The following is a 23,310-nucleotide window of genomic DNA, read 5'->3' as shown; positions in this document are numbered from 1 at the left end:
TGGACCGGCACCCATAGGGCGCCGGTTTTTTTTCGCCGGTGCTTGCCGGTCAGGCTGGTACCTGACTAGATGCTGGCATGAAGATCTGCGCCATCACGATGGTTTACCGGGACTATTGGGCACTGGACCAATGGTATACCCATTTCTCCCGCCATCTGGGAGCGGGGAACCTTATTGTCGTCGCCCATGGAGCAGATCCCGAAATCGCCCGTGTCTGCCCTGGGGCGAGCGTCATCACCATTCCGCGCGAGGATTTGAGCAACTTCGACAACCGCCGGGGCGACATGCTGAACGCGTTCCAGAACGGGCTGAACCAGATCTATGACTGGGTGATCCGAACCGATGCGGACGAGCTGATTTGCCTCGATCCGGCACGATATCGCGATTTTGCGGATTTCTTCACGCAGCAGGATACAAATGCACTGTTTGCCTTGGGTCTGAACTTGGGCGAAACGGCCAGCGACGCGACTCTGGCCGAGGGTCAGCCGGTTCTGAGCGCACGGCGCAGCGCGCTTTTCACCGGAAACTATTCCAAAGCCTGGGCGGTGCGAAACCGCGTGGGATTGAAGCTGCATGGGGTTCAGCTGCGCCCCGCACGGGTCGCGCGCTTTCCGTTCGTGATGCCGCGCGGCGCCTATCTGGTCCACCTGAAATACGCCAACGCAACCGAACTGGCAAAATCGGCGCAACACCGGCGCGAGGTGGCGGACCAACCCGGCACCGGCAACCCCGGCCCTGCCTGGCTCAATCCAGGCGCCGACGCACGCCGGTTCTTCAAGCAGCTTGAGGCCCTGCCGGAACTGCCTTGGGAAGAGGCCGAGCCGCGCGCCTATGCCGAGATCTCGGTCGAGCCGGTCCGCGAAGAGCAACGCGGCGTCGTCCGGGCACGGCGTGACACGCCGCGCATCCGCACCCGCCTGCCGGACTGGTTCTCTGGAGCGTAACTATTGCGCGGTCCAACCACCATCGACAGGAATCGCGGCGCCCGTCAGGTTGTGCGCCACCGGTGAGCAGAGCCATACCGCCAGCGCGCCGATCTCGGTCGGATCCGATGCGCGCAGAGAGGGCTGCTTTTCCTTCATCATGTCCGCCATGGCGGTGTCTCGATCCGTACCCAGCGCCGCCATGCGCGCCTCGATCTGCGGTTCGAGGATTGCGGTATCGGTCCAGCCCGGGCAGATGCAATTGACCGTCACCGCGCCCTTTGCCCGATTTCCCCTCGAGGTATATTCAAGCGCCGCAACCTTGCTCAGCCCGATCAACCCATGTTTGGCCGCCACATAGGGCGCCTTCTGCTTGGAAGCGACCAGCCCATGCACCGAGGCGATGTTGATCACCCGGCCATAGCCACGCTCGGCCATCGCCGGCAAGGCGGCCTGCATGGTGTAGAAGGCAGCGCTCAGGTTGATGGCGAGAATCGCCTCCCATGTTGTGCCGGGCATGTCCGACAGCCAGGCGGTATGCTGGATGCCTGCGTTGTTCACCAGAATGTCGGCGCCACCCCAATGGGCGACCTCCTGCATCATGGCACCAATCTGGTCAGGGTCGCGCAGATCACCGGCAAAGAACCGCGCCTCGGGCGCGCCTCTTTCCAGCAATCCAGCGCAGGCGGTTTCAGCCTGTGTCGCATCAGCCAACCCGTGCACCGCGATCCGCGCGCCCGCCGCGGCCAGCGCTTCGGCAATTGCCAGACCGATCCCCTGGACCGATCCGGTGACCAGTGCTGTTTTCCCGCGCAGATCTGTCATTTCTCTTCTACCAGCATCCGGCGCAGCTCGGTCTTGAGCACTTTGCCATAGTTGTTCTTGGGCAGCTCATCGAGCCAGCGATAGTGTTTTGGCCGCTTGAACCGGGCGATATTCTCGACGCACAGACGGTCGAGCGCCTCGGCCGTCGCGGAACCGACGACAAAGGCCACCACCTCCTCGCCCCATTCCGGATGCGTCCGGCCCACCACTGATGCCTCGCGCACCTCGGGATGGGTCAACAAGACCTCCTCGACCTCGCGAGGATAGATGTTGGAGCCGCCCGAGATGATCATGTCCTTGGAACGGTCCTGAAGGGTCACGTAGCCGTCCGCATCCATAAAACCCATATCGCCGGTCATCAGCCAGCCGTCACGTATCGTCTTGGCGGTGGCTTCGGGATTGCGCCAATAGCCGGGCATCACAACGTCGCCGCGCACCATGATCTCGCCATGTGTTCCGGCCGACAGCGGCCTGCCCTCGGCGTCGCCGATACGCACCTCGACCGGGCCTTGCGCGCGGCCGACACTGGCGAGTCGCTCACGCCAGCGTGGGTGAGAGCGGTCCGCCACATCATGGCGCGAAAGTGCCGTGATCCCCATGGGGCATTCGCCCTGTCCATAGATCTGGACAAAGATCGGACCGAATTGATCAACCGCCTCGATAATGTCCGAGAGGTACATTGGCCCACCGGCATAGACCACGGTACGCAGCCCCGTCCCGGTCTGGCCGGTGGCACGGGCGACCTCGGTCATCCGTTTGACCATGGTGGGCGCGGCAAACATCTGCACCCGCTCGAAATGCCGGGCAAGGTCAAAGATCTCCTGAGGCTCGAAACCACCCGAAACCGGGCAGACGTGGCGAGCCCCCCTCAGCACGTGGATCATGTTGTAGAGCCCGGCGCCGTGGCTCATCGGCGCGGCGTAAAGGATTGCGTCCTCGGCCTCCACCACGTCCACCGGATAGGCGAGCGAGACGGCCATGAGCATCCGGTGGGTGATCATCACGCCCTTGGGTTTGCCGGTGGTGCCCGAAGTGTAGAAAAGCCAAGCCAGATCGGTCGGATCGCGTTGCGCGGGTTCCGCAATGGGGTCGGCCTCGAGTACCGCCGCGAACTCTCTGGACTCGGTATCGATGATCCGCCCCCGCGCTCCGGCCTCGGCCAGCGCGAGGCCGAGCTCCGGCGAGGCGAAGGTGATCGTGGTGTCGGAATCGTCCAGAATGAACGCCGCCTCGCGCCCGTGCAGCTTGGCATTGATGGGAACAGCGGCCGCACCGGCATACCAGATGCCGTATTGCACGATCAGGTAATCCGGGCTGTTCTTCATGAAGATCGCGACCCGATCTCCGGATTGCACCCCCTGCGCCACCAACCAACCAGCCACCGATGCCGCGCGGGCATGAAAGCCCGCGTAATCGGCAACCGCCTCGCGGCCCCGGAACAGCGCCGGCCGTGGGCCGTTCAGCTGGGCCTGACGTGCCAGCCAAAGGCCGATGTTCATGCCTTTACCCCTTCGAGGATCGAGGCATAGTTGGCTACGCCCGATCCGCCCATGTTGAACACCAACCCCAATTCGGCGCCCGGGTGCTGCATGGCATCCGCCTGTCCGATGACCTGCCGGGCCACCAGCGTGTGCATCGAAACGCCGGTGGCGCCGACCGGATGCCCCTTGGCCTTGAGGCCGCCCGACAGGTTCACCGGCAACCGGCCGCCGCGATGTACCACGCCACCGTCCAGAACGTCGGCCGCGCGGCCATGCACGGCCAGCCCCATCGCCTCGTAGATCAGCAACTCGGCAATGGTGAAGCAGTCATGCACCTCGGCCACATCGAGATCCCCGACCGAGATACCGGCCCGGGCATAGGCCGCGTGAATGGCCTTGCGCGGCCCCTCAAAGGCCAGCAGATCGCGCCGGGACATCGGCAAGATGTCGTTGACCTGCGCCACCGCCCGCATTCGCACCGCCTTGGCCACGTCGCCCAAAAGATCCTCGGCCACCAGCACCAGTGCCGCTGCCCCGTCGGACACCAGCGAACAGTCGGTTTTCTTCAGCGGCGCCGCGATGACGGGGTTGCGGTCCGAGACCTCAGCGCAGAACTCCTCGTCAAACGGTTTCTGCAACTGCGCCAACGGGTTGTTCACCGAATTGCCGTGGTTCTTAGCGGCGATTCGGGCCAGCGCCCGGCCCTGGTCGCCGTAGCGGTTGAAATAGGCTTGCGCGAACATCGCAAATACGCCCGGAAAGGACAGGCCCGCCTCTTCCTTTTGATAGGCGGCATGGCCCAGGGCGGCGGCCACCTCGGCGGTGGGCAGGTGGGTCATCTTCTCCACCCCGATCACCAACGCCACACGCGCCTCGCCCGACAGGATCGCCTGGCGGGCCGCAAAGACCGCCGCGGACCCCGAGGCACAGGCATTCTCAAGCCGCGTTGCCGGCTTGTATCGCAGTGCCGGGTCGATGCTCATCGCCAGCGACGCCGGGAACCCATCCGGCACCAGCCCGCCGTTGAAATGCCCGATCCAGACGCCGTCGACAGCCTCGGCCCCGATACCCGCATCGCTCAGAGCCTCGCGGCCCGCGGCGGTGATCATGTCCTCCAGCGACATATCCGTCAGCTTTCCGAACTTGGTATGTCCCCAGCCAGCAATGTAAACCATGGTTCTCTCCCCCAAAGATCTGCGTCAAATCCTGCCAAGACACAGCTTTCGCTTCAATTCCGTAGAAATACCCGCCACGATGCCGTAATGAGTGACCCCGCCTTCGAATATGCCCCCATCGGGCTAGTGGAACTGGAGAACCGCATCATTCGGCGGTGCAACCTGCATTTCGCCTCGATGTTCGGCGGCAACGAGGGTGACTATCGCGACATGCCACTGCTAAACCTCTATCCCAGCCACGAGGATTTCGAACGTATCGGCAAGCGTGGCCTGCAAGCCATGCTGGAGACAGGGTATTACACGGACGAACGGATCATGCGGCGGCGCAGCGGCGATTTGTTCTGGTGCCGGGCACGTGGCAAGTCACTGACACCGGAAGACCCGTTTCGCCATGGCATATGGAGCTTTGCCGATATCTCGGAAGAACGTCGCGTGATCGAGTTGACACCACGCGAACGTGATGTGGCGCTGCTGACCTGCCGTGGCCTCTCCGCCAAAGAAGTCGGGGCGGAGCTTGGGCTGAGCTATCGAACGATCGAAGCGCACCGCGCGCGTCTGCTTGAGAAATTCGGCGCCCGCAAGCTGCCGGAACTTGTGGCTAAACTGTCCGGTATGCCGCTTTGATCTCGTTTCCCCTCGCAAAATACCCGCACCGCTCCCATCTTTGCATTCGATACGGCGCTTTTCATGGGCAGTCGCTTGGCCTATAACGCCGCGTAATACACGGAGCCCGGTCATCAACAACGGGCCCAGGGGAACCGTCGAGGATACTCATGACAGACACCAGACACGAAGCGGACGTGGCATTCATCAAGGCACTGGCCGAACTGCTGCGGGAAAACGACCTGACCGAGTTGCAGGTAAAACGCGAGTATGGCGAGGACGACAGCCTGAACGTGCGCGTAAGCCGAGTGTCACCGGCGCTGGCCGCCGCACCGATCCAAATGGCTGTTCCCGCCGCCCCCGTCGCCGCAGCGGCGGCACCGGCAGCGCCCACCGCCGCACCCGCAGCAATCGAGGATCCTGCCGCCCATCCCGGAGCAGTGACCTCGCCCATGGTCGGGACGATCTATCTCCAGGCTGAACCGGGCGCGGCGCCCTTTGTATCTGTTGGTGCCAGCGTCTCCGAAGGCGATACGCTGCTGATCGTCGAAGCGATGAAGACCATGAACCACATCCATGCCCCGCGCGCCGGGACCGTCAAACGCATCCTGGTGGGTGACGGCGACGCCGTGGAATTCGGCACCCCGCTGGTCATCATCGAATAAGGGACAATCCATGTTCGACAAGATCCTGATTGCGAACCGAGGCGAGATCGCCCTGCGTGTGATCCGTGCCGCCCGCGAGATGGGGATCGCCACGGTTGCCGTCCATTCAACCGCCGACAGCGACGCCATGCATGTGCGCATGGCAGACGAGTCGGTCTGCATTGGCCCGGCGCCCAGCCCCCAGAGCTATCTTTCGGTTCCCGCGATCATCTCGGCCTGCGAAATCACCGGGGCACAGGCGATCCATCCCGGATACGGGTTTCTGTCCGAAAACGCTGGTTTCGTGCAGATCGTAGAAGATCACGGCATCACCTTCATCGGCCCCTCGGCAGAGCATATCCGCATCATGGGGGACAAGATCACGGCCAAGGAAACCGCCAAGGAGCTTGGCATTCCCGTGGTCCCGGGATCGGAGGGCGGAGTTCCCGATCTGGCCGCAGCCAAGCGGGTCGGCGAGAGCATCGGCTATCCTGTGATCATCAAGGCCACCGCTGGCGGCGGCGGCCGGGGCATGAAGGTCGCCCGCGATGAAAAGGAGATGGAGCGCGCCTTTACCACCGCCCGGGCCGAGGCCAAGGCCGCCTTTGGCAATGACGAGGTCTATATCGAGAAATACCTGACCACGCCGCGCCATATCGAGATCCAGGTCTTTGGCGATGGCAAGGGCAATGCGGTGCATCTGGGCGAGCGCGACTGCTCGCTGCAACGTCGACACCAGAAAGTGTTCGAAGAAGCCCCCGGTCCCTGCATCTCACCGGAAGAGCGCGCCCGGATCGGCAAGATCTGCGCCGATGCGGTGGCCAAGATCAACTATATCGGCGCCGGCACCGTGGAATTCCTCTACGAGAATGGCGAATTCTACTTCATCGAGATGAACACCCGCCTTCAGGTGGAGCACCCGGTGACCGAAGGCATCTTTGGCGTCGATCTTGTACGCGAACAGATCCGCATCGCCGCCGGGCTGCCGATGTCCTTTACCCAGGACGACCTGCAGATCACCGGCCACGCGATCGAAGTGCGGATCAACGCCGAGAAACTACCGAACTTCTCCCCCTGTCCCGGCAAGATCACCGCCTACCACACCCCCGGTGGCCTGGGCGTGCGGATGGATTCGGCTCTCTACAACGGCTATTCGATCCCGCCCTACTACGACTCGCTCATTGCCAAGTTGATCGTGCACGGGCGCGACCGGAGCGAGGCGCTGGCTCGACTGCATCGGGCCCTTGGTGAATTGATCGTGGATGGTATCGACACGACAATTCCCCTGTTTCACGCCCTTCTGAAAGAGCCGGACATCCACAACGGCAATTACAATATCCACTGGCTGGAGCGCTGGCTTGCCGCGAACCTGCCCGATTGATCAGACGAGCCGGGCACATCGCCCGGCTTTCTCCGGCCAAGAGGGACCGATGTGACCCTCTCGCCCGAGCTTTTGCTCCACGGGTATTCCATCGGTATCTTTCCGATGGCCGAACATCGCAACGACCCGGAGGTGTTCTGGGTGGACCCGCTTCGCCGCGGGATTTTTCCGCTGGATGGGTTCCACCTGTCTCGCAGCCTTGTTCGACGGATCCGGCGGGGCGAATACCATGTGACGTTCGACCATGATTTTGCGGGTGTTCTGCAAGGCTGCGCAGACAGGGCAGAGACGTGGATCAACCCAGAGATCAGCGACAGCTACCAGGCGCTGCATCGCTTGGGACACGCCCATTCGGTAGAAGTCTGGCAAGGCTCCACACTGGCGGGCGGCGTTTACGGCGTGGTCCTCGGCGCCGCCTTTTTCGGCGAAAGCATGTTTTCGCGCCGCACCGATGCCTCGAAGGTCGCGTTGGTCTATCTGATCGACCGCTTGCGTCAAACCGGGTTCCAGCTTTTTGATACGCAGTTTCTGACCGCACATCTTGCCTCTCTGGGGGCGGTGGCGATCACACGAGCAGAGTACCGGCGCCGTTTGGAAAAAGCCCTGAACGGATCTGCGGACATAGCCGCGAGTGTTGATCAGCGCCCTCAGGATGTCATACAGCGGATGACCCAAACGTCATAACGCGAATGGTCCAGCGCGCTGAGCGCGGGTGAGGATGCGACCATCCACCCATCGAAAATCGCCTGCCGCTGGTCCCTCTCCCATATGGTCAGATAGGCAAAGGCGTCGCCGGTCGGGTTCTCTATCGGGTACCGGCAATCCCCCAATGCGACGTCCAAACCATAGATTTCCGCTGTAGACCCGTTCGTTACCCGAAAATCCTGTGTCTGCCCGCTCACCTTGTCGAGGCCGCGCAGGATCGCGCCGGTCCCCGAGGTGACCGCCTCATCCGCCGAAACCGACCCGGCGATCAGGCCCAGGATCAGCAGGCCGCGTCGGATCACTGGCTGTCGCTCCCGTCACCGGCCACGAACTTGACCAGCAGAGAGATCAGGCTGACGGCGCCCTGCGTATCCTCGACCGCGTCGCCGGGTTCGAAATAGAAAGCCGAGCCTCCGGGCATGATTTCCAGGAAGTTGCCGCCCAGTAGCCCTTCGGAGGAGATTACAGCCGCACTGTCATCGGGTATCTGGATGCCCTCGGCCACCGTGAACCGGGTATCCGCGCGATAGCTTTCGGGGTTGAGATCGACGCCCGTCACCGTCCCGATCTTGACGCCGGCAAGCCGGACATCGGTCCCTACCGTCACCCCTTCGAGCGAGCGAAACGAGGCGTTCAACTCATATCCGCCGGTACCGCGCGACAGGCCGGTGGCCTGACCAGCATAAACCGCAAAGGAGATCGCCGCGGCAAGAACCGCGCCGCCGACCAGGACTTCTGTCATGTTGTGGCTGGACATACAGGCCTCGCTTACTCCGGGCTCCAGGCCTCGTAATCCCGGCGATCAGCCGGTTTGTCACGTCGCAACGACCCTGCCGGTGCATAGGCCAGCGGCGTTCCCGTCAGGTTCTCCTGGTGCGGCTTTTCCCAGGCCTTGTGCTTGAGCGGCCGTTTGGTTGGCGGCTCGTCCCAGGTCCGGTGCAGCCAGCCGTGCCATTCCGGGTCGATCCGGCTGGCCTCGGCCTCGCCATTGAACATGACCCAACGCTGGCTGTCGTCGGCATTGGTGTAGAACACGTTGCCTCGTGAATCCTCACCCACCTTCTTGCCCTTGCGGGCAGTGTAAAGCTGAGTGTTGAGCGTCGACCCGTTCCACCAGGTCACGGCGCGCAGCAGGGTGTTCAGGATTCCCATCGGTGCCTCCGGCAATTTCTATTGTGCAGATATGGCGCATGCGCGCGCGAAGGTCCAGAGCCCTCGCCCGTGACAGGCGCGCGCATCCCTAATGTGGCGCAAGCGCCGTTACCTCGATCTCGATCCGGTACTTTGGGTCGATCAGCCCGCATTCAATCATCGTGGCGGCGGGCGGATTAGTGCCGAATGCCTCCCGCAGAACCGGCCAGCAGGGTTCGAACTCGTGCCGGTCGGACAGATAGTAGGTGACCCGAACCACATCGGCCAACGAGGCACCCGCCTTTTCCAAGGCCGCCAATATCGTTGCCAAGGCGGAGCGGGCCTGTTCGACCACGCCCTCGCCCTGCCCTACCGTTCCCGCCACATGAACGAACCCGCCTGCAACCACGGCACGGCAATAGCCGATCTTGGCTTCGAACTCACCACCAGATGAAATGCGTTTGATGCTCAACGCTGACCCTTCCCTTTTTGCATGGTCCGCCACCTGTCTTTCCTCTTGCCCAAAATATCCCGGGGGAGTCGCCCGGAACGGGCGGCGGGGGCAGAGCCCCCTACCTCTTGGCTGCAATGGAAAACGGCGCAGAAATCGCCGCGCCGCTTCACAAGTCAGAACGCGAACCTCAGCCTGCTGTGGCCGAGCCCTTTTCGCTCTCGGTGTAAATCAACAGCGGCTGCGCCTCGGTCGTTACAGCCTCTTCGTTTACAACAACCTTGGTCACATTCGACATGCTGGGCAGTTCGAACATGGTGTCGAGCAGGATGTCTTCCATGATCGAGCGGAGGCCACGTGCACCGGTCTTGCGCTCGATCGCGCGCTTTGCGATCGCCTTGAGCGCATCATCGGTAAAGTCCAGCTCGGTATCCTCGAGCTCGAACAGACGCTGGTACTGTTTGACCAGCGCATTCTTCGGCTTGGTAAGGATGGTGACCAGGGCGTCCTCATCCAGGTCTTCCAGCGTCGCCAGAACCGGAAGGCGGCCCACAAACTCGGGAATCAGGCCGAATTTCAGCAGATCCTCGGGCTCCAGCTCCTTGAACAGCTCGCCCACGCCGCGGTCGTCATTCGACCGCACGTCGGCGCCAAAGCCCATGGCGCTGCCCTTGCCGCGCTGTGCAATGATCTTGTCCAGACCAGCGAAGGCACCACCACAGATGAACAGGATGTTCGTGGTGTCCACCTGCAGGAACTCCTGCTGGGGATGCTTGCGTCCACCCTGCGGCGGGACGCTGGCCACGGTGCCTTCCATCAATTTCAATAGCGCCTGCTGCACGCCCTCGCCCGACACGTCACGGGTGATCGAGGGGTTCTCGGACTTGCGGGTGATCTTGTCGACCTCGTCGATATAGACGATGCCACGCTGCGCGCGTTCGACATTGTATTCGCTTGCCTGCAACAGCTTGAGGATGATGTTCTCAACGTCTTCGCCGACATAGCCCGCTTCGGTCAGCGTGGTCGCGTCCGCCATGGTGAACGGCACATCGAGAATACGCGCCAATGTCTGAGCCAATAGCGTCTTTCCGCAACCGGTCGGACCGATCAACAGGATGTTTGATTTCGAAAGCTCAATATCATTCCCGGCCTTCTGCGAATGATTAAGGCGTTTGTAATGGTTGTGCACAGCGACCGAGAGTACTCTCTTGGCCGTGGCTTGCCCGATCACATAATCGTCCAGCACGTCGCAGATATCGCGCGGCGTGGGAACGCCATCCGAGGATTTCAGCCCGCTGCTTTTTGTCTCTTCACGGATGATGTCCATGCAGAGTTCGACACATTCATCACAGATGAACACTGTCGGGCCTGCGATCAGCTTGCGAACCTCGTGCTGGCTTTTGCCGCAGAAGCTGCAGTAGAGCGTGTTCTTGCTATCACCGCCTGAGTTCGTTGCCATGATCACCCTTTCCGGCTTCGTCTCGGCACCCCGCCCCGGAAACCGGGAAGCCGCCTGTTCGTAGAGATTAGGCCAGCACGGTGGCCGCCACAATGTCAAAAAGCCCTAACCGCCAACCGCACGGTCAGGAACGGTGCGCTATGCTTCTTCGCCCATTTTTCCGCGGCTTTCGACGATTTCGTCGATATGGCCCCATTCCTTAGCCTCTTCCGGTGACATGAAGTTGTCGCGGTCCAGAGCCCTTTCGATCGCCTTTTTGCTTTGCCCGGTGTGCTTGACATAAATGTCATAGAGCCGGTCCTTAAGCTTTTGTGTCTCAGCGGCGTGGATCATAATGTCGCTCGCCTGCCCCTGATACCCGCCCGAGGGCTGGTGCACCATGATGCGGCTATTGGGCAACGAGAAACGCATGCCTTTTTCCCCGCCGGCCAGCAGGACCGAACCCATCGAGGCCGCTTGGCCGATGACAAGGGTCGAACATTTTGGGCGGATATACTGCATAGTGTCGTAGATCGACAGCCCGCTGGTCACCACGCCACCTGGGCTGTTAATATAGATCGAGATTTCTTTTTTCGGGTTCTCGGCCTCAAGGTGCAATAGCTGGGCCACGATAAGATGGCTCATCCCGTCATGAATTGGGCCGTTGATGAAGATAATCCGCTCCTTGAGAAGGCGCGAGAAGATATCGTAGGCCCTTTCGCCCCGGCTGGTCTGTTCCACGACCATGGGGACAAGCGTGTTGGTGAAGGTATGAACTGGATCGAACATTCGGGACCTGCCTGCTTTCTTGCGATGGATCGGGACAATACCCCGACGGGATTACCCGAGTCTTAGTGTCGCCGTGGGGGGGCCGCAAGGGCCGCCAGACGATTTACTTGGGTTCCGAGGTCATGCCAGGAATGGCGCAAACGGGTTACAGAGCGGCGTATGTTGACCGATAGGCCCGGGCACAGCACTGTAGAAGTAGGCGCCCGCGACTGGGCGCGGATACATTCCCGGTCCCTTCCACTCCGCATCATGACCCGAGACCAATTCGTACAAAAAGGCGCATCCGCCACCTTGGCCCTGTCCTATGACGGGCCGCCGCAGAATTTTCGATTCCTGCTGTTGCCGAAGGCGACCATGCTTGCTGTTGCGGCAGCGATCGAGCCGTTACGGATCGCCAACCAACTGACAAAGCAGACGCTTTATACTTGGCACACGATGACGGAGAACGGGGCGCCGGTGACCTGCTCAAACGGGTTGCGGATCACCCCAGACCAAGCCCTGGCCCCACTTCCCAGCGACGCGTTCGGCTTTGTCTGCGCCGGTGTCGAGCCGGAAAAGACATGCTCACCGGCGGTTCTGGGCTGGCTTCGGCGCGAACATCGCCACGGCCGGTCGTTGGGAGGCATCTGCACCGGCGCGTTTGCTCTGGCCCGCGCCGGTTTGTTGGACGGGCGGAGATTTACACTCCACTGGGAAAACCAACCGGGGTTTATCGAAACGTTCCCGTCGCTTACCCCCAGCCCGAACATCTATGAGCTGGACGGGCGTATCACCACATGCGGCGGCGGCAACACAGCCATCGACATGATGCTGGCGCTGATCGAAAAACAGCATGGCGCCAACCTGGCCATCATGGTTGCCGACATGTGCATTCACATGCGATCCGGCAGCAAGTCACCCCAGCGCGCGGCCCATTCCGTGGCAATCGGAAGCCGCAACAAGGCCTTGATCAAGGCAATCGAGTTGATGGAAGCGGAACTGGAAGAGCCACTCACAAATGACGACATGTGCAGCCGCCTTGACATCTCCCGTCGACAACTGGAACGATTGTTCAAACGTTATCTCGGACAAGGGCCGATGGCGTTCTATCTGGAACTCCGGATATCCCGCGCCTTTACCTATTTGAACGAGACCAACATGACGGTCGCCGAAATTGCGGCTGCCACCGGGTTCTCCAACACCAGTCACCTGTCACGCCAATTTCGCGCACGCTATGGCACATCGCCCCATTCGTTCCGCAAGGCGTGGTCCTGAACGGACCACGCCCTGTGACTTGGTTCAGCCGAACATGTCCGAGGTGATGCCGGCATACCAGCCGATGCTCTCCTCAAAGGTCGCCTGGCGCAACTCGGCGCTTTCTCCGGTGGCGCTTATGAACCCGTCGACCTTGGCGATCTTTTCCTCGGTCGCCTCGTAAGTCGCGCCGACCTTGACGCCGTCATTGGTGCCAATGAGCGACCAGCAGGTGTTCGAGAACTTGGCTGGAAACATCTTGGAGTCGGTCAACGCAGCGCGCACCGCCATTGCGGCCACTTTTGCCTGGCTGTTTGCGGAGAAGCCCGATTTCGGCATGTCCCCTTGCGCGCAGGCGTCGCCCAGGACGTGGATATTCTCGTCCACCCGGCTTTGCATCGTGCGCCCGTCGACCGGCGCCCAGTTACCATCGTTGATTCCCGCCAATTCACAGATGCGCCCGGCCTTCTGCGCGGGGATGACGTTGCAGGCGTCAACCTTGGTCACTTCACCATCGATAGTCACCGTCATTGCCTCAGGATCGACCGAGACATTGTTGCCGCCGAACTCTGGTCCGATCCAGTCGACCATACCGTCGTAATGCAGCCCCCACCCTTCCTGGAACAACGCCATTTTCGAAAACTTATCCTTGGGATCAGCGACAATGATCTTGGCCGTCGGGTTTCTTTCTTTCAGAACATGGGCGATCATCGAGACCCGCTCATAGGGGCCGGGCGGGCAACGATAGGGGTTCGGCGGTGCCACCATGGCAAAGACCCCGCCTTCGGGCATCGCTTCGATCTGTGCTTTGAGCAGCTCGGATTGCGACCCCGCTTTATAGGCATGGGGCATCTTGTTCTGCGCCGAGACATCCCAGCCCTCGACGGAACCGCCCACAAAGTCGATGCCAGGGCTGAGGATCAGCCGATCATATGGCAGCACGCCGCCGCCTGCCAAGCTGACCGTGCGGGCGTCGCGGTCTATGCCGACGGCCCAGTCGTGAACCACGTTGATCCCGTACTCACTGGCCAGTTTGCCATAGGAATGTGCGATGCTGGAAAGCTCTCTGAAACCGCCGATGTAGAGGTTCGAGAAAAAGCAGGTGTAGTAGCTGCGGGTTGGCTCCACCAGGGTGACGTCGATAGCCCCTGCCGCGCCCTTGGCAATATAGCGGGCCGCAGTCGCCCCACCGGCACCACCGCCGATGACAACCACGCGGGGTTTCCCAGCCCCCAGGACGACGGGAGCTTGCAACGCCGCCGCTGCAGCGACCCCTGTTCCTATGAAACTGCGTCTATTGAACTTCATGACTACCTCCTCCAAAAAAACTTCGCCAGAGGGCTACTCCAGCGCTCCGAAATATGCGGCGAGCGCCGCAATCTCGTCATCGGCGAGCCTGCCCGCCATCATCTGCATGACCGGGTGGGGTCTGATCTTCTGCTTGTAGGCGTGCATGGCCAGCACGAAATCCTCTGCCAGCCATCCCGTGATGACTGGAATTCCGTCATAATCCCCGTCGAGTTGATGGCAGGTGGTGCATTCGGTCGACAGGTACTCGCCGTACTCCGGATCGCCCACCATCGCCAACACTTCGGGAGGCAGTTCAACCTCCTGTTTAAGGGCGGTCGGCGCCGCTTCGGGAATGTTCTGGGGATTGGCCGAGAAGCTGCGGAGATAGGCCAGCACATCTCCCCGGTCCTTTGGATCACTCAGCCCCGCGAATTCCATGTTGGTGCCGGAAACAAGTGTCTTGGGGTTGGTCAAATAGGCATCGAGATGTTCGAGGTCCCAGACCATTCCGTCGCGGCGGGCGCGCAGGATACCTTGCGAATAGTCGAAATCGTCAAACTGGGCGACCTTTCGGTCGAAAATCCCGTTCAGATGCGGCCCGGTCCCGTGCGATGCGCCCTCTCCAACCTGGTGGCATTGCGCGCAAACCTGAAAAACCTCGGCTCCACGCGCGGCGTCACCGATTTGCAGAGCCGTTTCATCGGACCAGGCCGCGCTTGAAAGCGCGGCCCAGATCACCATTATCCCCCCCGCGTAGCGCATGGCACTACTGGAAGCTCTTCAGATAGGCGATGACCGCCTCGATATCTTCGTCCTTCTTGAGACCGGCAAAGGACATCTTGGTCCCCTTCATGTAGCTCTTGGGCTTTGCCAGAAAGGCGGTGAGTTCAGCGTCGGACCATACCAACCCGCCTTCTGCCGCCTCCTGCATCGCCTTGGAATACTTGAAGCCATCGACATGACCGGCTGGCGCGCCCACGATACCATTCAAGATCGGGCCTGTCTTGTTCTTGGCGTCTTCCCCGACCTGGTGACAGGCCTTGCACTTCTTGAAGACCGTCTCACCAGCCGCCGCCAGCGCAGGATCAACCTCGGTGTTTGCGACTGCTTCGGCCGCAGGCTGATCGGCAGGGGCCACAGGCGCCTTGACATCTTCACGCGACGGTTCCGGACGTGTGCGCCGGATCAGCTCCTGCACTTTCTTTGCGCGGGTTTCCTCGGGCGTCACGTCCAGCACGGCGGCGCGCATGGTGATTTCGACAGTGTCCTTGCACTCTGTCATGCACGGTTCGGCAGTCCAGAAATGTGCCTCGCTGGTCTCGCGGTCGTCAAGGATGAACCCTTCGGCATTGGGCATTTCCACGTCGAGGAGGTTCTCGTTCGACAGAACGAAATCGTCGTCCACCAGATCGTTCGAATAGAGGATATAGGCCACGATGGCATAAACCTCGTTCGGCGTCAGCGTCTGCGCGTTGCCGAACGGCATGGACCGATGCACATAGTCCCAGGTCGTCGTCAGGTACGGCCAATAGGAACCCACCGTCTTGAGCGGGTCCTCATGGTCCAGAGTATCCGCGCCACCGGCCAGCTTGGGCCAGTTGTCCACACCTTCGGCGAAGTCGCCGTGGCAGATGGCACAATAGTCCGCAAAGATGGCCTCGCCATCCTCGACCGATCCCGATCCTTCGGGCAGGCCGGTTCCGTCGGGGCTTACATCAACGTCCCAGGCGGCGATTTCCTCGGGCAGTGCCGGACGTCCCAGGCCGTAACTTCCAGCCCAGGCCGGCATGGCCAGAACCAGCGCGGCGATTGATGCGGTAAGCGTCAGCTTAGGAAACTTCGACATTTTCGGCCTCTCCGCTTGCCTTGACCCACCAGGTCTGGATCGCGTTGTTATGATAAATCGAGTTCAGTCCGCGCACTTCGCGCAGCTGCGCCTTGGTCGGCTGCACATAGCCCGACGCATCGCGCGCCCGGCTTTGCAACAGCATTTCCGAACCGTCCCAGGTGATATCCAGATAGAAACGGGTCAGCGCCTTGTCCTGTCCCGGCGCCGCCAGGCGAGCGGGCTGCCAGGTCTTGCCACCATCGACCGAGACATCGACCCCGGTGATCGCGCCCCGGCCTGACCAGGCCAGACCGGTGATCACCAGCGGACCGGGCCCATGGGTGATCGGAGATTGCGGGCTGGGTGCGGTGACAACCGATTTGGCGTCCATTACCCAGGTCCATTTGCGGCTGGTGCCATCGGCCAGCGTATCGGTATATTTCGAGGTCTCCTCGCGGCTTTCCACGGGGCCGTCCATGACCTCGATCCGGCGCAGCCACTTGACCCACATGTTGCCTTCCCAACCCGGGACGACCAGGCGAACGGGATAGCCATGCTCCTTGCGCAGTGCCTCGCCGTTAGCCTTGAACGCGATCAAGCAGTCGTCCAGCGCCTTTTCCATCGGGATGGAACGCCCATTCGAAGAGGCGTCGGCCCCCTCGACATAGACCCATTTGTCGCTCAGGTCGCCCGCGGTACTCAGGCCTGCCTCTTCCAGCAGGGTTCGCAGGGAAACGCCGGAATATTCCATGTTATGGATCATTCCATGGGTGAACTGCGCTCCGTTCAGCTGCGCACCGGCCCATTCCATGCCCGAGTTTGCCGCGCATTCACAGAAATACACGTGGTTCTCGCGCGGAAAACGCTCCAGATCGGCATAGGTAAAGATCAGCGGCTGATCGACCAGACCGTTGATCATCAGGCGGTAGTCTTCCTTCTTCAGCGCGATGGCACCCGAATGGTGCCGCTCGAACGCACAGCCCTGCGGGGTGATGGTGCCATCCAGCGCATGGATCGGGGTAAAGTTGATCGAACTTATCGTGTCAGCGGTTAGCCACTCCACGTTGCGGCGAATCACGTCGCCTTCGTATTCGATGGGCAGGCCATAGGGTGTTGCATCGACACCGTCACCAGTGGCACGCGCCCAGTCCTGTACCTCGGTGATCAGCGGATCCGGCGCCGCTGCGCGGGCCGCGCCGGCGGCCACCGCCCCTGCTCCGACCGCCGCAACGCTGGTCAGGAACTGGCGGCGCGACGCACCTTTCTTGCCAGAGCTTTCACTCATGAATGCCTCCTTTGAATGCATGCATCCCTTGGCGGGATGCAAAACGTTGGAAATCATCGGTGCGGCGGCGCGTTACGCCCCCACGACCTCGACCGATGTGTTGGGCGTGACCGAAACGGTGCCCAGTTTGCGAATGTGGTTTTCGACCACATCCCAGATCTGCGGCCCTTCGGTGCCTTCGTTGACACTGGCCCATCCTGCCACGACATAGTTCTTGGCCGGGTCGATCTTTTCCCCGGTTTTCAACAAGGTCATGTCGCTGATCCGGCTGCCTTGCGGCTTGCTGACGTCGATCCTGTAGCCCAGCCCGCCGACGCGCACCATGTCGCCGCCTTGCTGATAGTAGGGGTCTGGGTTGAACAGGTTGTCGCCCACATCCTCGAGCACCACATGCAGGAACTCGCCCGTCATCTCGGTACGATAGGCGGCGCCATAGCTCATCGAAGTGACGTTCCAGATATCCTCGCGGGTAATCTCCTGGCCCGGCAGGATCGACGGCCCCCAGCGCACGCCGGGCGACATGGCAATGTCGGCCTCGCGCTCGCTTAGCAGCGCGTCACAGATCAGGTCATCCCAGCTTCCGTTGAAGTTGCCTCGCCGGTAAAGCAGCGAGCTCTCGTCGGTCCGGCCGATGACCTCGCGCAACTGATCGATATGCGGCTCGCGCTGCGCGTTGATAAGGGCGTTCACCTGCGGATCGGGCGCGATCACGTCCGAGAAGATCGGGATCAGTTTGTGCTTGAGCCCCATCATCTGACCGTCGCGTACATCCAGATCGACGCGGCTGACGAACTTGCCGTTCGATCCGCTGGCGATCACATGGGTTTTTTCGACCACCACCGGTTCTGGCAGGGCATCATGGGTGTGGCCGCTGAGAATGACGTCGATACCGGTGACCCGGCTCGCCATTTTCTTGTCCACATCGAACCCGTTGTGGCTCAGGACCACAACGACCTCGGCCCCGTCCGCGCGGACCTCGTCGACCATGGCCTGCATGTTTTCTTCACGAATACCAAACGAGAATTCGGGGAACATCCAGCCGGGGTTGGCGATCGGCATATAGGGGAAGGCCTGGCCGATAACCGCAACCTTGACGCCGCCGCGCTCAAAGAACTTGTAGGGTTTGAACAGCTCCGACGGCTCGTCCCATTCGGCGTCAAAGATGTTCTGGCCCAGCGAGGCGAAGGGCAGGCTTTCGACCAGCTCGGTGACCCGGTCGGTGCCCAGGGTGAATTCCCAGTGAAAGGTCATCGCATCGGGTTTCAACGCGTTCATCACGTTGACCACATCCTGTCCCTCGGTGTGGAAGCAGGTGTAGGAGCCGTGCCAGGTATCGCCGCCGTCCAAGAGCAGCGCATCGGGCCGGTCGGCACGGATGGCGTTGACCACGGTGGCGACCCGGTCCATGCCCCCCACCCGGCCATAGGTGCGGGCCAGCGACGAGAAATCGTTGTAGGTTAGCGCATAGGCCGAAGCGCTACCATCCTCGATCCCGTAGAACCGGCGGAAATCAGCGCCAGTGATATGTGGCATCTGCCCTTTTGCCGCGCCGATGCCCAGGTTCACTTCGGGCTCGCGAAAGTAAATCGGCATCAACTGGGCATGAATGTCGGTGATATGGATCAACGTCAGATTGCCGAAGGTGTCGAATTCCAGAAGCTGGTCCTGGGTCAGCGCCTGCTGAGCGGCCAGACGGGACCAGTTACCAAAACCCGAAGCCCCGACAAGGGCCGAGGCTGCCATCGAAACCTGGAGGAAGTCGCGACGTGAGATCATAAGCTGATGCTTTCCGTTCTTGATCACATTAACATTAAATTCACATGTGTGAATTTGTATTTTGAACAAAGACCCCGCATCAGCAAGTGCGACACGGGGTCCTTTTCTCAGTTGCGGACTGACGGACCTTCGACCGAAAGACCATTACCGCGGCTGGCGACATAGAGTTCCAGTGCGACAAACTCGGAGCTGCCCGGCTTGAAGGTTTCCGCACGAGTATCGCGGATACATCCTTTGAAGCGGTCATGCACCGAATTCAACTTGGTGTTCTTCAGACGATAGGCCGGAAAGCCGTTGATCTGCCCCTGGCTCAGATGGTCCGCACGGATCATGTTGCCATAGTTGTCCTCATGGCAGTTCGCGCAGCTCAGTTCCAACTGGCCATAGCGGGTGTAGTACATTTCCTTGCCCTGTTCCCACGTCGCCTGAGCCGGACCGTCGATGGCGACGTTCACCGGCATTCCGCGAGATTGCAGGGAAATCAGCGCGACCATGGCGGTCATCCCGCCCGACGTGTACTTCCACGCTTCGGCGCCCATCCGATTGGTACGGCAGTCGTTGATCTGCGTTTCGAGCGTGCGCACTTCGCCTGCGGTTTCGTTCCACTTGGGATAAACCGCACGCACGCCGACCATGCTGTCCTCGACCGCATCGTGGCAAGAGGCACAGGCCTTGCCCTCGGACCCGTCGACCTTGTCCCAGACCTCGCGCGCCGCATCCACGGCTACCATGCCAGGGTTCTCGAAATCGTCCATCTCAAGCGCCTGGGTTTCGTCCGAGCGGAAACGCCAGCCGGAATAGATCTCGGGCAGCGCACCGTCGAGGTGGGCAGGCGCGGCGGTCTTGGTGACGATATTGATCTCGCCATTGATGACCAATTCGTCGTCATCGGGGCCAGCCATCACCGTCAAAGGCGCGGCCACCAATGCGGCAATCGCGGTCATTGCCTTGAATCTCATTCAAATTCCTCCCTTTGGTGGTTGGCCTCGCCCGGCCCATCCGAACCGGGCGAAAGCAACATTTGCCTTGGACCGCGGATCAGGCGATCGTGATCGGCTTGTTGTCGTTGTAGACAGAGCCGTCATCGTCGTACCAAGTGAACACGAACTCGCCCGCCTCGGGCACCGTCGCGTTGAACTCGAAATACGGGTTCGTGGAAATCGCCGGTTCCATCTTGATATCAACGACCGACTGTCCGTTGAACTCGCAAGTAAAGCGGTTGATGATCGAGCGTGGGATCACATTGCCCTGCTTGTCCTTGCGCTGGCCACTTTCCATGTTGTGGCTGATGAGGGTCTTGATCGTCACCGCCTCACCGGCAGCGGCCGATTTCGGAACCTTAACGCGGGGTTTTACACCAGATGCCATTTATCTTGTCTCCTGATTGTCCGGAAGGACGGGCTTAGCCGCCGCAGCCCCCGATGGTCACTTTTACGGTCGAGCTAGCCTTTACGAAGGAACCATCGGCCATCTTCGCGACGGCGATAACATCTTGCGTTCCGGCCAAGCGAATACGGGTCGACGCCGACTGGGTCGCAGCCAGCGGTCCAAAGTTGAACTGAGCCACGCCGGGCGTCGGGTTGCCCGCGGCAAGAACCAAAATCGAAACCGCACCCGGTGCGCTGACCTCGATCGGAACAGTGTTGCCATTCTCGGCAATCTCGGGCGCGGTCAGGGTCAGGCCACCCTCACCCATATCGGCACCGCCGGTAAACTCGGCGATCCGGTCTTCCACTGCTGCGTTCGCCCGAAACGGCAGAACCGTCAGGGCCGCTGCGCCCAAGGCCAAGCCGAGGGTATCACGACGCGTAAAGTCCATCGTATTTCTCCTTTGATACAGGCCCTGCCCCGGGGACACGGCCAATTATTCTTTCAGGGTCGCAAGAAACGCGACAACATCTTCGATCTCCTGCGCCGAGAGGAGAGGCGGCAGGTTTTCGGGCGCGGCGTCGCCTGTATAGGCATCCCCCGGGCGAACGTAGCCGTCTACCTTGTAGAAGGACGGCATCATTGAGCCCTCGAATGTCAACTTGGCGTTGGCCACGAGGCCCCGCAGTTCTGCTTCGGTCCAGCGGTCACCCGCCCCATCCAGCGACGGGCCAATTTCGCCATGGAAAGGCACATCCGCCAAGGCGCTTACCTGATGGCAGGCAACACAATTGCCGTGCTTCTTGGAACCCACGATCATAGCACCGTTCGATGCATCGCCCGGAGCGCCACTGAGCGACGACTCCACCGCACCCCCCTCGGCGAAGACGACGTCTTTGGGTGCGGTTTCACCGGCCCAGGCGGCGCCACCGATCAATGCGGCGGCCAGCGTCAGCGTTGTCAGTTTCATGTATCCTCCCTTGGCTGCCACGTTTCTGTCCACGCGGCTAATCACTCTTTGCATACCGTAGGCTACAGTACATCTTTACGCAACATCAAATTCACAAATGTGAATTGTTATTTTGTTGCATAGAACAACGCGGGAAACTAAGTAAAGTTTCCCCGGCCAGTACACCATTAGTCGCGCGATCAGCGCGTGTCGCCGTCGTTGCGTTCCTTAATCATGCGCGCATGATAGCGCTGGAAATCCTCTTCGGATTGATCAAGGTAACGCTCTTCCTTGACCCAGGTCATCATGTCCAGTGTAGTGCCAGGCGAGAACGCCCCAGGCATCACCGACACAGCCTGATCCACGGCGGACATGCTGTCGTCCAGGTCCCGCGGCAGAAAGATCATGGTCGGCGTGAACAAAACCCGCCACTTACGAGTGGCCTCTTTCTCGGTCAGCGTTTCGCCGTCTGTGTCCACGATTTCTATGTCACCGTGCAGATTGATCTGCACCGGATAGTAAGTTTCCTGAAGCAGGGCGAGAACCCGGGGATCGGGAAAGGTGTTCTCGTGCATGTCCTTGCAGTACAGGCAACCGCGCTGTTCAACCAGCAACAGCAGGCGCTTGCCTTCGGACTGCGCCTCGGCATAGTCCTCTTGCAGGTCTTTGAAGGTATCGCGCAACCACTCGGGCTTGTGCAGCCCGTCGTCCCCCATTTCGACCGCGTGCGCCGCTGCGGCAAAGCCCAGCGCCAGAATCACAGCCAGAAGTCGCCTCATCGTCTTTCTCCCTATGGAAACGGCCGCTAACCGACCGACGAAAACCCAGGCATCCAGCGAATCATCGCCTGGGCAATCCAGGTCACGCCACCGGTCGCGATCAGGATAGCAAAAAGGATCAACATCGCCCCCATTCCTTTTTCGACCCAGGCAAAGGCCGCCCGATGGTGCTGAACCCAAGCCAGAAAAGGCTTGGCGAAAAAGGCGGCAAACACAAAGGGCGCGGTCATGCCGATCCCATAGACCAAAAGAAGCAATCCACCGCGCCAGATATCGCCCATGCCACTGGCAATCATCAGGATCGAGGCCAGCGCCGGTCCGACGCAGGGGGTCCATCCGAAACCAAAGGCCAAGCCCATCAGATAGGCGCCAAACACCGTCGATGCCGATGCACTGCTTTCCAGTCGCGCCTCGCGATAGAGTAACGGAACCCGGATGACGCCAAGGAAATGCAACCCAAAGACCACCAGTATCGCTGCCGCCCCCCAGGCTAGTGTATCTAGGTAGGTCACGAACAAACGCCCCAAGGCGGTTGCGCCCATGCCCAAGGCCATGAAAACCGTCGTCACACCGGCGGCAAAGGACAAAGCTGAGACGATCAGTCGACGTTGGGCCCCCGGCTCGATTCGCCCATCGGCCCTAAGTTCCGCGATACTCAGACCGCCGAGATACGACAGGTAAAACGGTACCATCGGCAGAATGCATGGCGTAAAGAAGCTCAGCAAACCGGCGAGTAAGGCACCAAGGAACGAAATTTCCAGCATCTCACCTCCTCGTGAGAGCAGCCAAGAGTCGGAACTCTTGAATTATTCACACATTCAGATTACGTTGTGGAAAGTAAAAAGGTCAACAGGTCGCGCATGAATCCTCTACGAAATCTTATCGCATCGGTCGGTCTGATCCTTGCCGGTTCGCCGCTCTGGGCGGCGGATTTGGTCATGGTTGAGCAGCCCGGCTGCGAATGGTGCGCGCTTTGGAACAAGGAAATCGGAGAGATCTATCCGCTTTCCACCGAAGGACGCTTTGCGCCCCTCAAGCGCGTGGACCTGCGCGCCATCCCCGAGGATCTGGACCTGAACCGCAAGGTGATCTTTACGCCAACCTTTCTGATCGTCGAAGATGGGCGCGAGGTCGGGCGCATTGAAGGATACCCGGGCGAACATTTTTTCTGGCCCGTTCTCGAAAAAATGCTGATCGAGAAGACAGACTACCGGCCGCCGGGCCCAAGCAGCAGCTGAGGCGAACGGGCACCACAT

27 protein-coding genes are annotated in these 23,310 nt (G+C 60.8%); 7 read left to right on the top strand and 20 right to left on the bottom strand.

Going from position 1 to position 23,310, the window contains the following annotated elements; all coding sequences use genetic code 11:
- Positions 1-77 precede the first annotated feature (77 nt).
- Positions 78-944, top strand: coding sequence for a glycosyltransferase family 2 protein (locus tag OEZ49_RS16275; RefSeq protein WP_263389306.1), 867 nt, complete (start codon positions 78-80; stop codon positions 942-944).
- On the opposite strand, the gene OEZ49_RS16270 is transcribed toward OEZ49_RS16275, so the two are convergent.
- Genes OEZ49_RS16270 through OEZ49_RS16260 form a run of 3 tightly spaced genes read right to left on the bottom strand, consistent with a single transcriptional unit; the run spans position 945 to position 4,404 of the window.
- The gene (locus OEZ49_RS16270; protein ID WP_263389305.1) at positions 945-1,748 is read right to left on the bottom strand and encodes a 3-hydroxybutyrate dehydrogenase; all 804 of its coding nucleotides are present in this window, start codon (positions 1,746-1,748) and stop codon (positions 945-947) included.
- Positions 1,745-3,247: a class I adenylate-forming enzyme family protein gene (locus OEZ49_RS16265; protein WP_263389304.1), complete on the bottom strand. Its 1,503-nt coding sequence runs from the start codon at positions 3,245-3,247 to the stop codon at positions 1,745-1,747. Before OEZ49_RS16265 ends, OEZ49_RS16270 begins: the two co-directional genes overlap by 4 nt.
- Positions 3,244-4,404, bottom strand: coding sequence for an acetyl-CoA acetyltransferase (locus tag OEZ49_RS16260; RefSeq protein WP_263389303.1), 1,161 nt, complete (start codon positions 4,402-4,404; stop codon positions 3,244-3,246). Before OEZ49_RS16260 ends, OEZ49_RS16265 begins: the two co-directional genes overlap by 4 nt.
- 87 nt (positions 4,405-4,491) lie before the next feature.
- Here OEZ49_RS16260 and OEZ49_RS16255 point away from each other — a divergent pair, with 87 nt between their 5' ends.
- From OEZ49_RS16255 to aat, 4 genes are all read left to right on the top strand, one after another.
- On the top strand, positions 4,492-5,028 hold the full coding sequence (locus OEZ49_RS16255; protein WP_164129897.1) for a LuxR C-terminal-related transcriptional regulator: 537 nt from the start codon (positions 4,492-4,494) through the stop codon (positions 5,026-5,028).
- Between the two features lie 149 nt (positions 5,029-5,177).
- On the top strand, positions 5,178-5,672 hold the full coding sequence (accB, locus tag OEZ49_RS16250; RefSeq protein ID WP_164129899.1) for an acetyl-CoA carboxylase biotin carboxyl carrier protein: 495 nt from the start codon (positions 5,178-5,180) through the stop codon (positions 5,670-5,672).
- A 10-nt stretch (positions 5,673-5,682) separates the two neighbouring features.
- Complete coding sequence (accC, locus tag OEZ49_RS16245; protein ID WP_263389302.1) at positions 5,683-7,032, top strand: acetyl-CoA carboxylase biotin carboxylase subunit; 1,350 nt, start codon at positions 5,683-5,685, stop codon at positions 7,030-7,032.
- Between the two features lie 51 nt (positions 7,033-7,083).
- Entirely contained in the window at positions 7,084-7,716 is a 633-nt protein-coding gene (gene aat / locus OEZ49_RS16240; RefSeq protein WP_263389301.1) for a leucyl/phenylalanyl-tRNA--protein transferase, read from the top strand.
- Here aat and OEZ49_RS16235 read toward each other — a convergent pair.
- From OEZ49_RS16235 to OEZ49_RS16210, 6 genes are all read right to left on the bottom strand, one after another.
- Positions 7,680-8,039 (bottom strand): DUF2155 domain-containing protein, encoded by a 360-nt coding sequence (locus tag OEZ49_RS16235; RefSeq protein WP_263389300.1) that lies wholly within the window; start codon positions 8,037-8,039, stop codon positions 7,680-7,682. The genes aat and OEZ49_RS16235 overlap by 37 nt on opposite strands.
- On the bottom strand, positions 8,036-8,494 hold the full coding sequence (gene mlaD, locus OEZ49_RS16230; protein ID WP_263389299.1) for an outer membrane lipid asymmetry maintenance protein MlaD: 459 nt from the start codon (positions 8,492-8,494) through the stop codon (positions 8,036-8,038). Before mlaD ends, OEZ49_RS16235 begins: the two co-directional genes overlap by 4 nt.
- 11 nt (positions 8,495-8,505) lie before the next feature.
- Positions 8,506-8,889, bottom strand: a complete 384-nt coding sequence (locus OEZ49_RS16225; protein ID WP_263389298.1) for an NADH:ubiquinone oxidoreductase subunit NDUFA12 — start codon at positions 8,887-8,889, stop codon at positions 8,506-8,508.
- A gap of 88 nt (positions 8,890-8,977) precedes the next feature.
- Positions 8,978-9,340: a RidA family protein gene (locus OEZ49_RS16220; RefSeq protein WP_263389297.1), complete on the bottom strand. Its 363-nt coding sequence runs from the start codon at positions 9,338-9,340 to the stop codon at positions 8,978-8,980.
- Between the two features lie 169 nt (positions 9,341-9,509).
- Positions 9,510-10,778 carry an ATP-dependent Clp protease ATP-binding subunit ClpX gene (gene clpX / locus OEZ49_RS16215; RefSeq protein WP_263389296.1) on the bottom strand — a complete coding sequence of 423 codons (1,269 nt, stop codon included), beginning with the start codon at positions 10,776-10,778 and terminating at the stop codon, positions 9,510-9,512.
- A 138-nt stretch (positions 10,779-10,916) separates the two neighbouring features.
- A complete protein-coding gene (locus tag OEZ49_RS16210; protein ID WP_263389295.1) occupies positions 10,917-11,546 on the bottom strand; it encodes an ATP-dependent Clp protease proteolytic subunit in 630 nt (209 codons plus the stop codon).
- A 249-nt stretch (positions 11,547-11,795) separates the two neighbouring features.
- On the opposite strand from OEZ49_RS16210, the gene OEZ49_RS16205 reads away from it, so the two are divergent.
- Positions 11,796-12,800, top strand: a complete 1,005-nt coding sequence (locus tag OEZ49_RS16205; RefSeq protein ID WP_263389294.1) for a GlxA family transcriptional regulator — start codon at positions 11,796-11,798, stop codon at positions 12,798-12,800.
- 24 nt (positions 12,801-12,824) lie between these two features.
- Here the strand turns inward: OEZ49_RS16205 and OEZ49_RS16200 are convergent, their stop codons facing one another.
- The 11 genes from OEZ49_RS16200 to OEZ49_RS16150 all read right to left on the bottom strand — a co-directional run bounded on the left by OEZ49_RS16200 (position 12,825) and on the right by OEZ49_RS16150 (position 22,818).
- Entirely contained in the window at positions 12,825-14,087 is a 1,263-nt protein-coding gene (locus OEZ49_RS16200) for an NAD(P)/FAD-dependent oxidoreductase (RefSeq protein WP_263389293.1), read from the bottom strand.
- 33 nt (positions 14,088-14,120) lie between these two features.
- Complete coding sequence (locus OEZ49_RS16195; protein WP_263389292.1) at positions 14,121-14,810, bottom strand: c-type cytochrome; 690 nt, start codon at positions 14,808-14,810, stop codon at positions 14,121-14,123.
- Between the two features lie 25 nt (positions 14,811-14,835).
- Complete coding sequence (locus tag OEZ49_RS16190; RefSeq protein ID WP_263389291.1) at positions 14,836-15,915, bottom strand: c-type cytochrome; 1,080 nt, start codon at positions 15,913-15,915, stop codon at positions 14,836-14,838.
- Positions 15,899-17,182 (bottom strand): sulfite dehydrogenase, encoded by a 1,284-nt coding sequence (gene soxC / locus OEZ49_RS16185; protein ID WP_263389290.1) that lies wholly within the window; start codon positions 17,180-17,182, stop codon positions 15,899-15,901. Before soxC ends, OEZ49_RS16190 begins: the two co-directional genes overlap by 17 nt.
- A gap of 72 nt (positions 17,183-17,254) precedes the next feature.
- Complete coding sequence (gene soxB, locus OEZ49_RS16180; RefSeq protein WP_263389289.1) at positions 17,255-18,958, bottom strand: thiosulfohydrolase SoxB; 1,704 nt, start codon at positions 18,956-18,958, stop codon at positions 17,255-17,257.
- 107 nt (positions 18,959-19,065) lie between these two features.
- Positions 19,066-19,917, bottom strand: a complete 852-nt coding sequence (gene soxA / locus OEZ49_RS16175) for a sulfur oxidation c-type cytochrome SoxA (RefSeq protein WP_263389288.1) — start codon at positions 19,915-19,917, stop codon at positions 19,066-19,068.
- A 79-nt stretch (positions 19,918-19,996) separates the two neighbouring features.
- Positions 19,997-20,326 carry a thiosulfate oxidation carrier complex protein SoxZ gene (soxZ, locus tag OEZ49_RS16170; RefSeq protein WP_164129929.1) on the bottom strand — a complete coding sequence of 110 codons (330 nt, stop codon included), beginning with the start codon at positions 20,324-20,326 and terminating at the stop codon, positions 19,997-19,999.
- Between the two features lie 34 nt (positions 20,327-20,360).
- Complete coding sequence (gene soxY, locus OEZ49_RS16165; protein ID WP_263389287.1) at positions 20,361-20,777, bottom strand: thiosulfate oxidation carrier protein SoxY; 417 nt, start codon at positions 20,775-20,777, stop codon at positions 20,361-20,363.
- Between the two features lie 45 nt (positions 20,778-20,822).
- On the bottom strand, positions 20,823-21,296 hold the full coding sequence (gene soxX, locus OEZ49_RS16160) for a sulfur oxidation c-type cytochrome SoxX (RefSeq protein ID WP_263389286.1): 474 nt from the start codon (positions 21,294-21,296) through the stop codon (positions 20,823-20,825).
- Between the two features lie 179 nt (positions 21,297-21,475).
- Positions 21,476-22,054: a thioredoxin family protein gene (locus tag OEZ49_RS16155; RefSeq protein WP_263389285.1), complete on the bottom strand. Its 579-nt coding sequence runs from the start codon at positions 22,052-22,054 to the stop codon at positions 21,476-21,478.
- Positions 22,055-22,080: 26 nt separating this feature from the next.
- A complete protein-coding gene (locus OEZ49_RS16150; RefSeq protein ID WP_263389284.1) occupies positions 22,081-22,818 on the bottom strand; it encodes a cytochrome c biogenesis CcdA family protein in 738 nt (245 codons plus the stop codon).
- Positions 22,819-22,884: 66 nt separating this feature from the next.
- Between OEZ49_RS16150 and OEZ49_RS16145 the strand changes: the two genes are divergently transcribed.
- A complete protein-coding gene (locus OEZ49_RS16145; RefSeq protein ID WP_397545678.1) occupies positions 22,885-23,292 on the top strand; it encodes a hypothetical protein in 408 nt (135 codons plus the stop codon).
- The last annotated feature ends 18 nt before the right edge of the window (positions 23,293-23,310 follow it).

Source organism: Ruegeria marisflavi (genome assembly GCF_025673445.1).
Classification (GTDB): Bacteria; Pseudomonadota; Alphaproteobacteria; order Rhodobacterales; family Rhodobacteraceae; genus Ruegeria_B; species Ruegeria_B marisflavi.
This window is presented reverse-complemented; position numbering and strand designations above follow the sequence as displayed.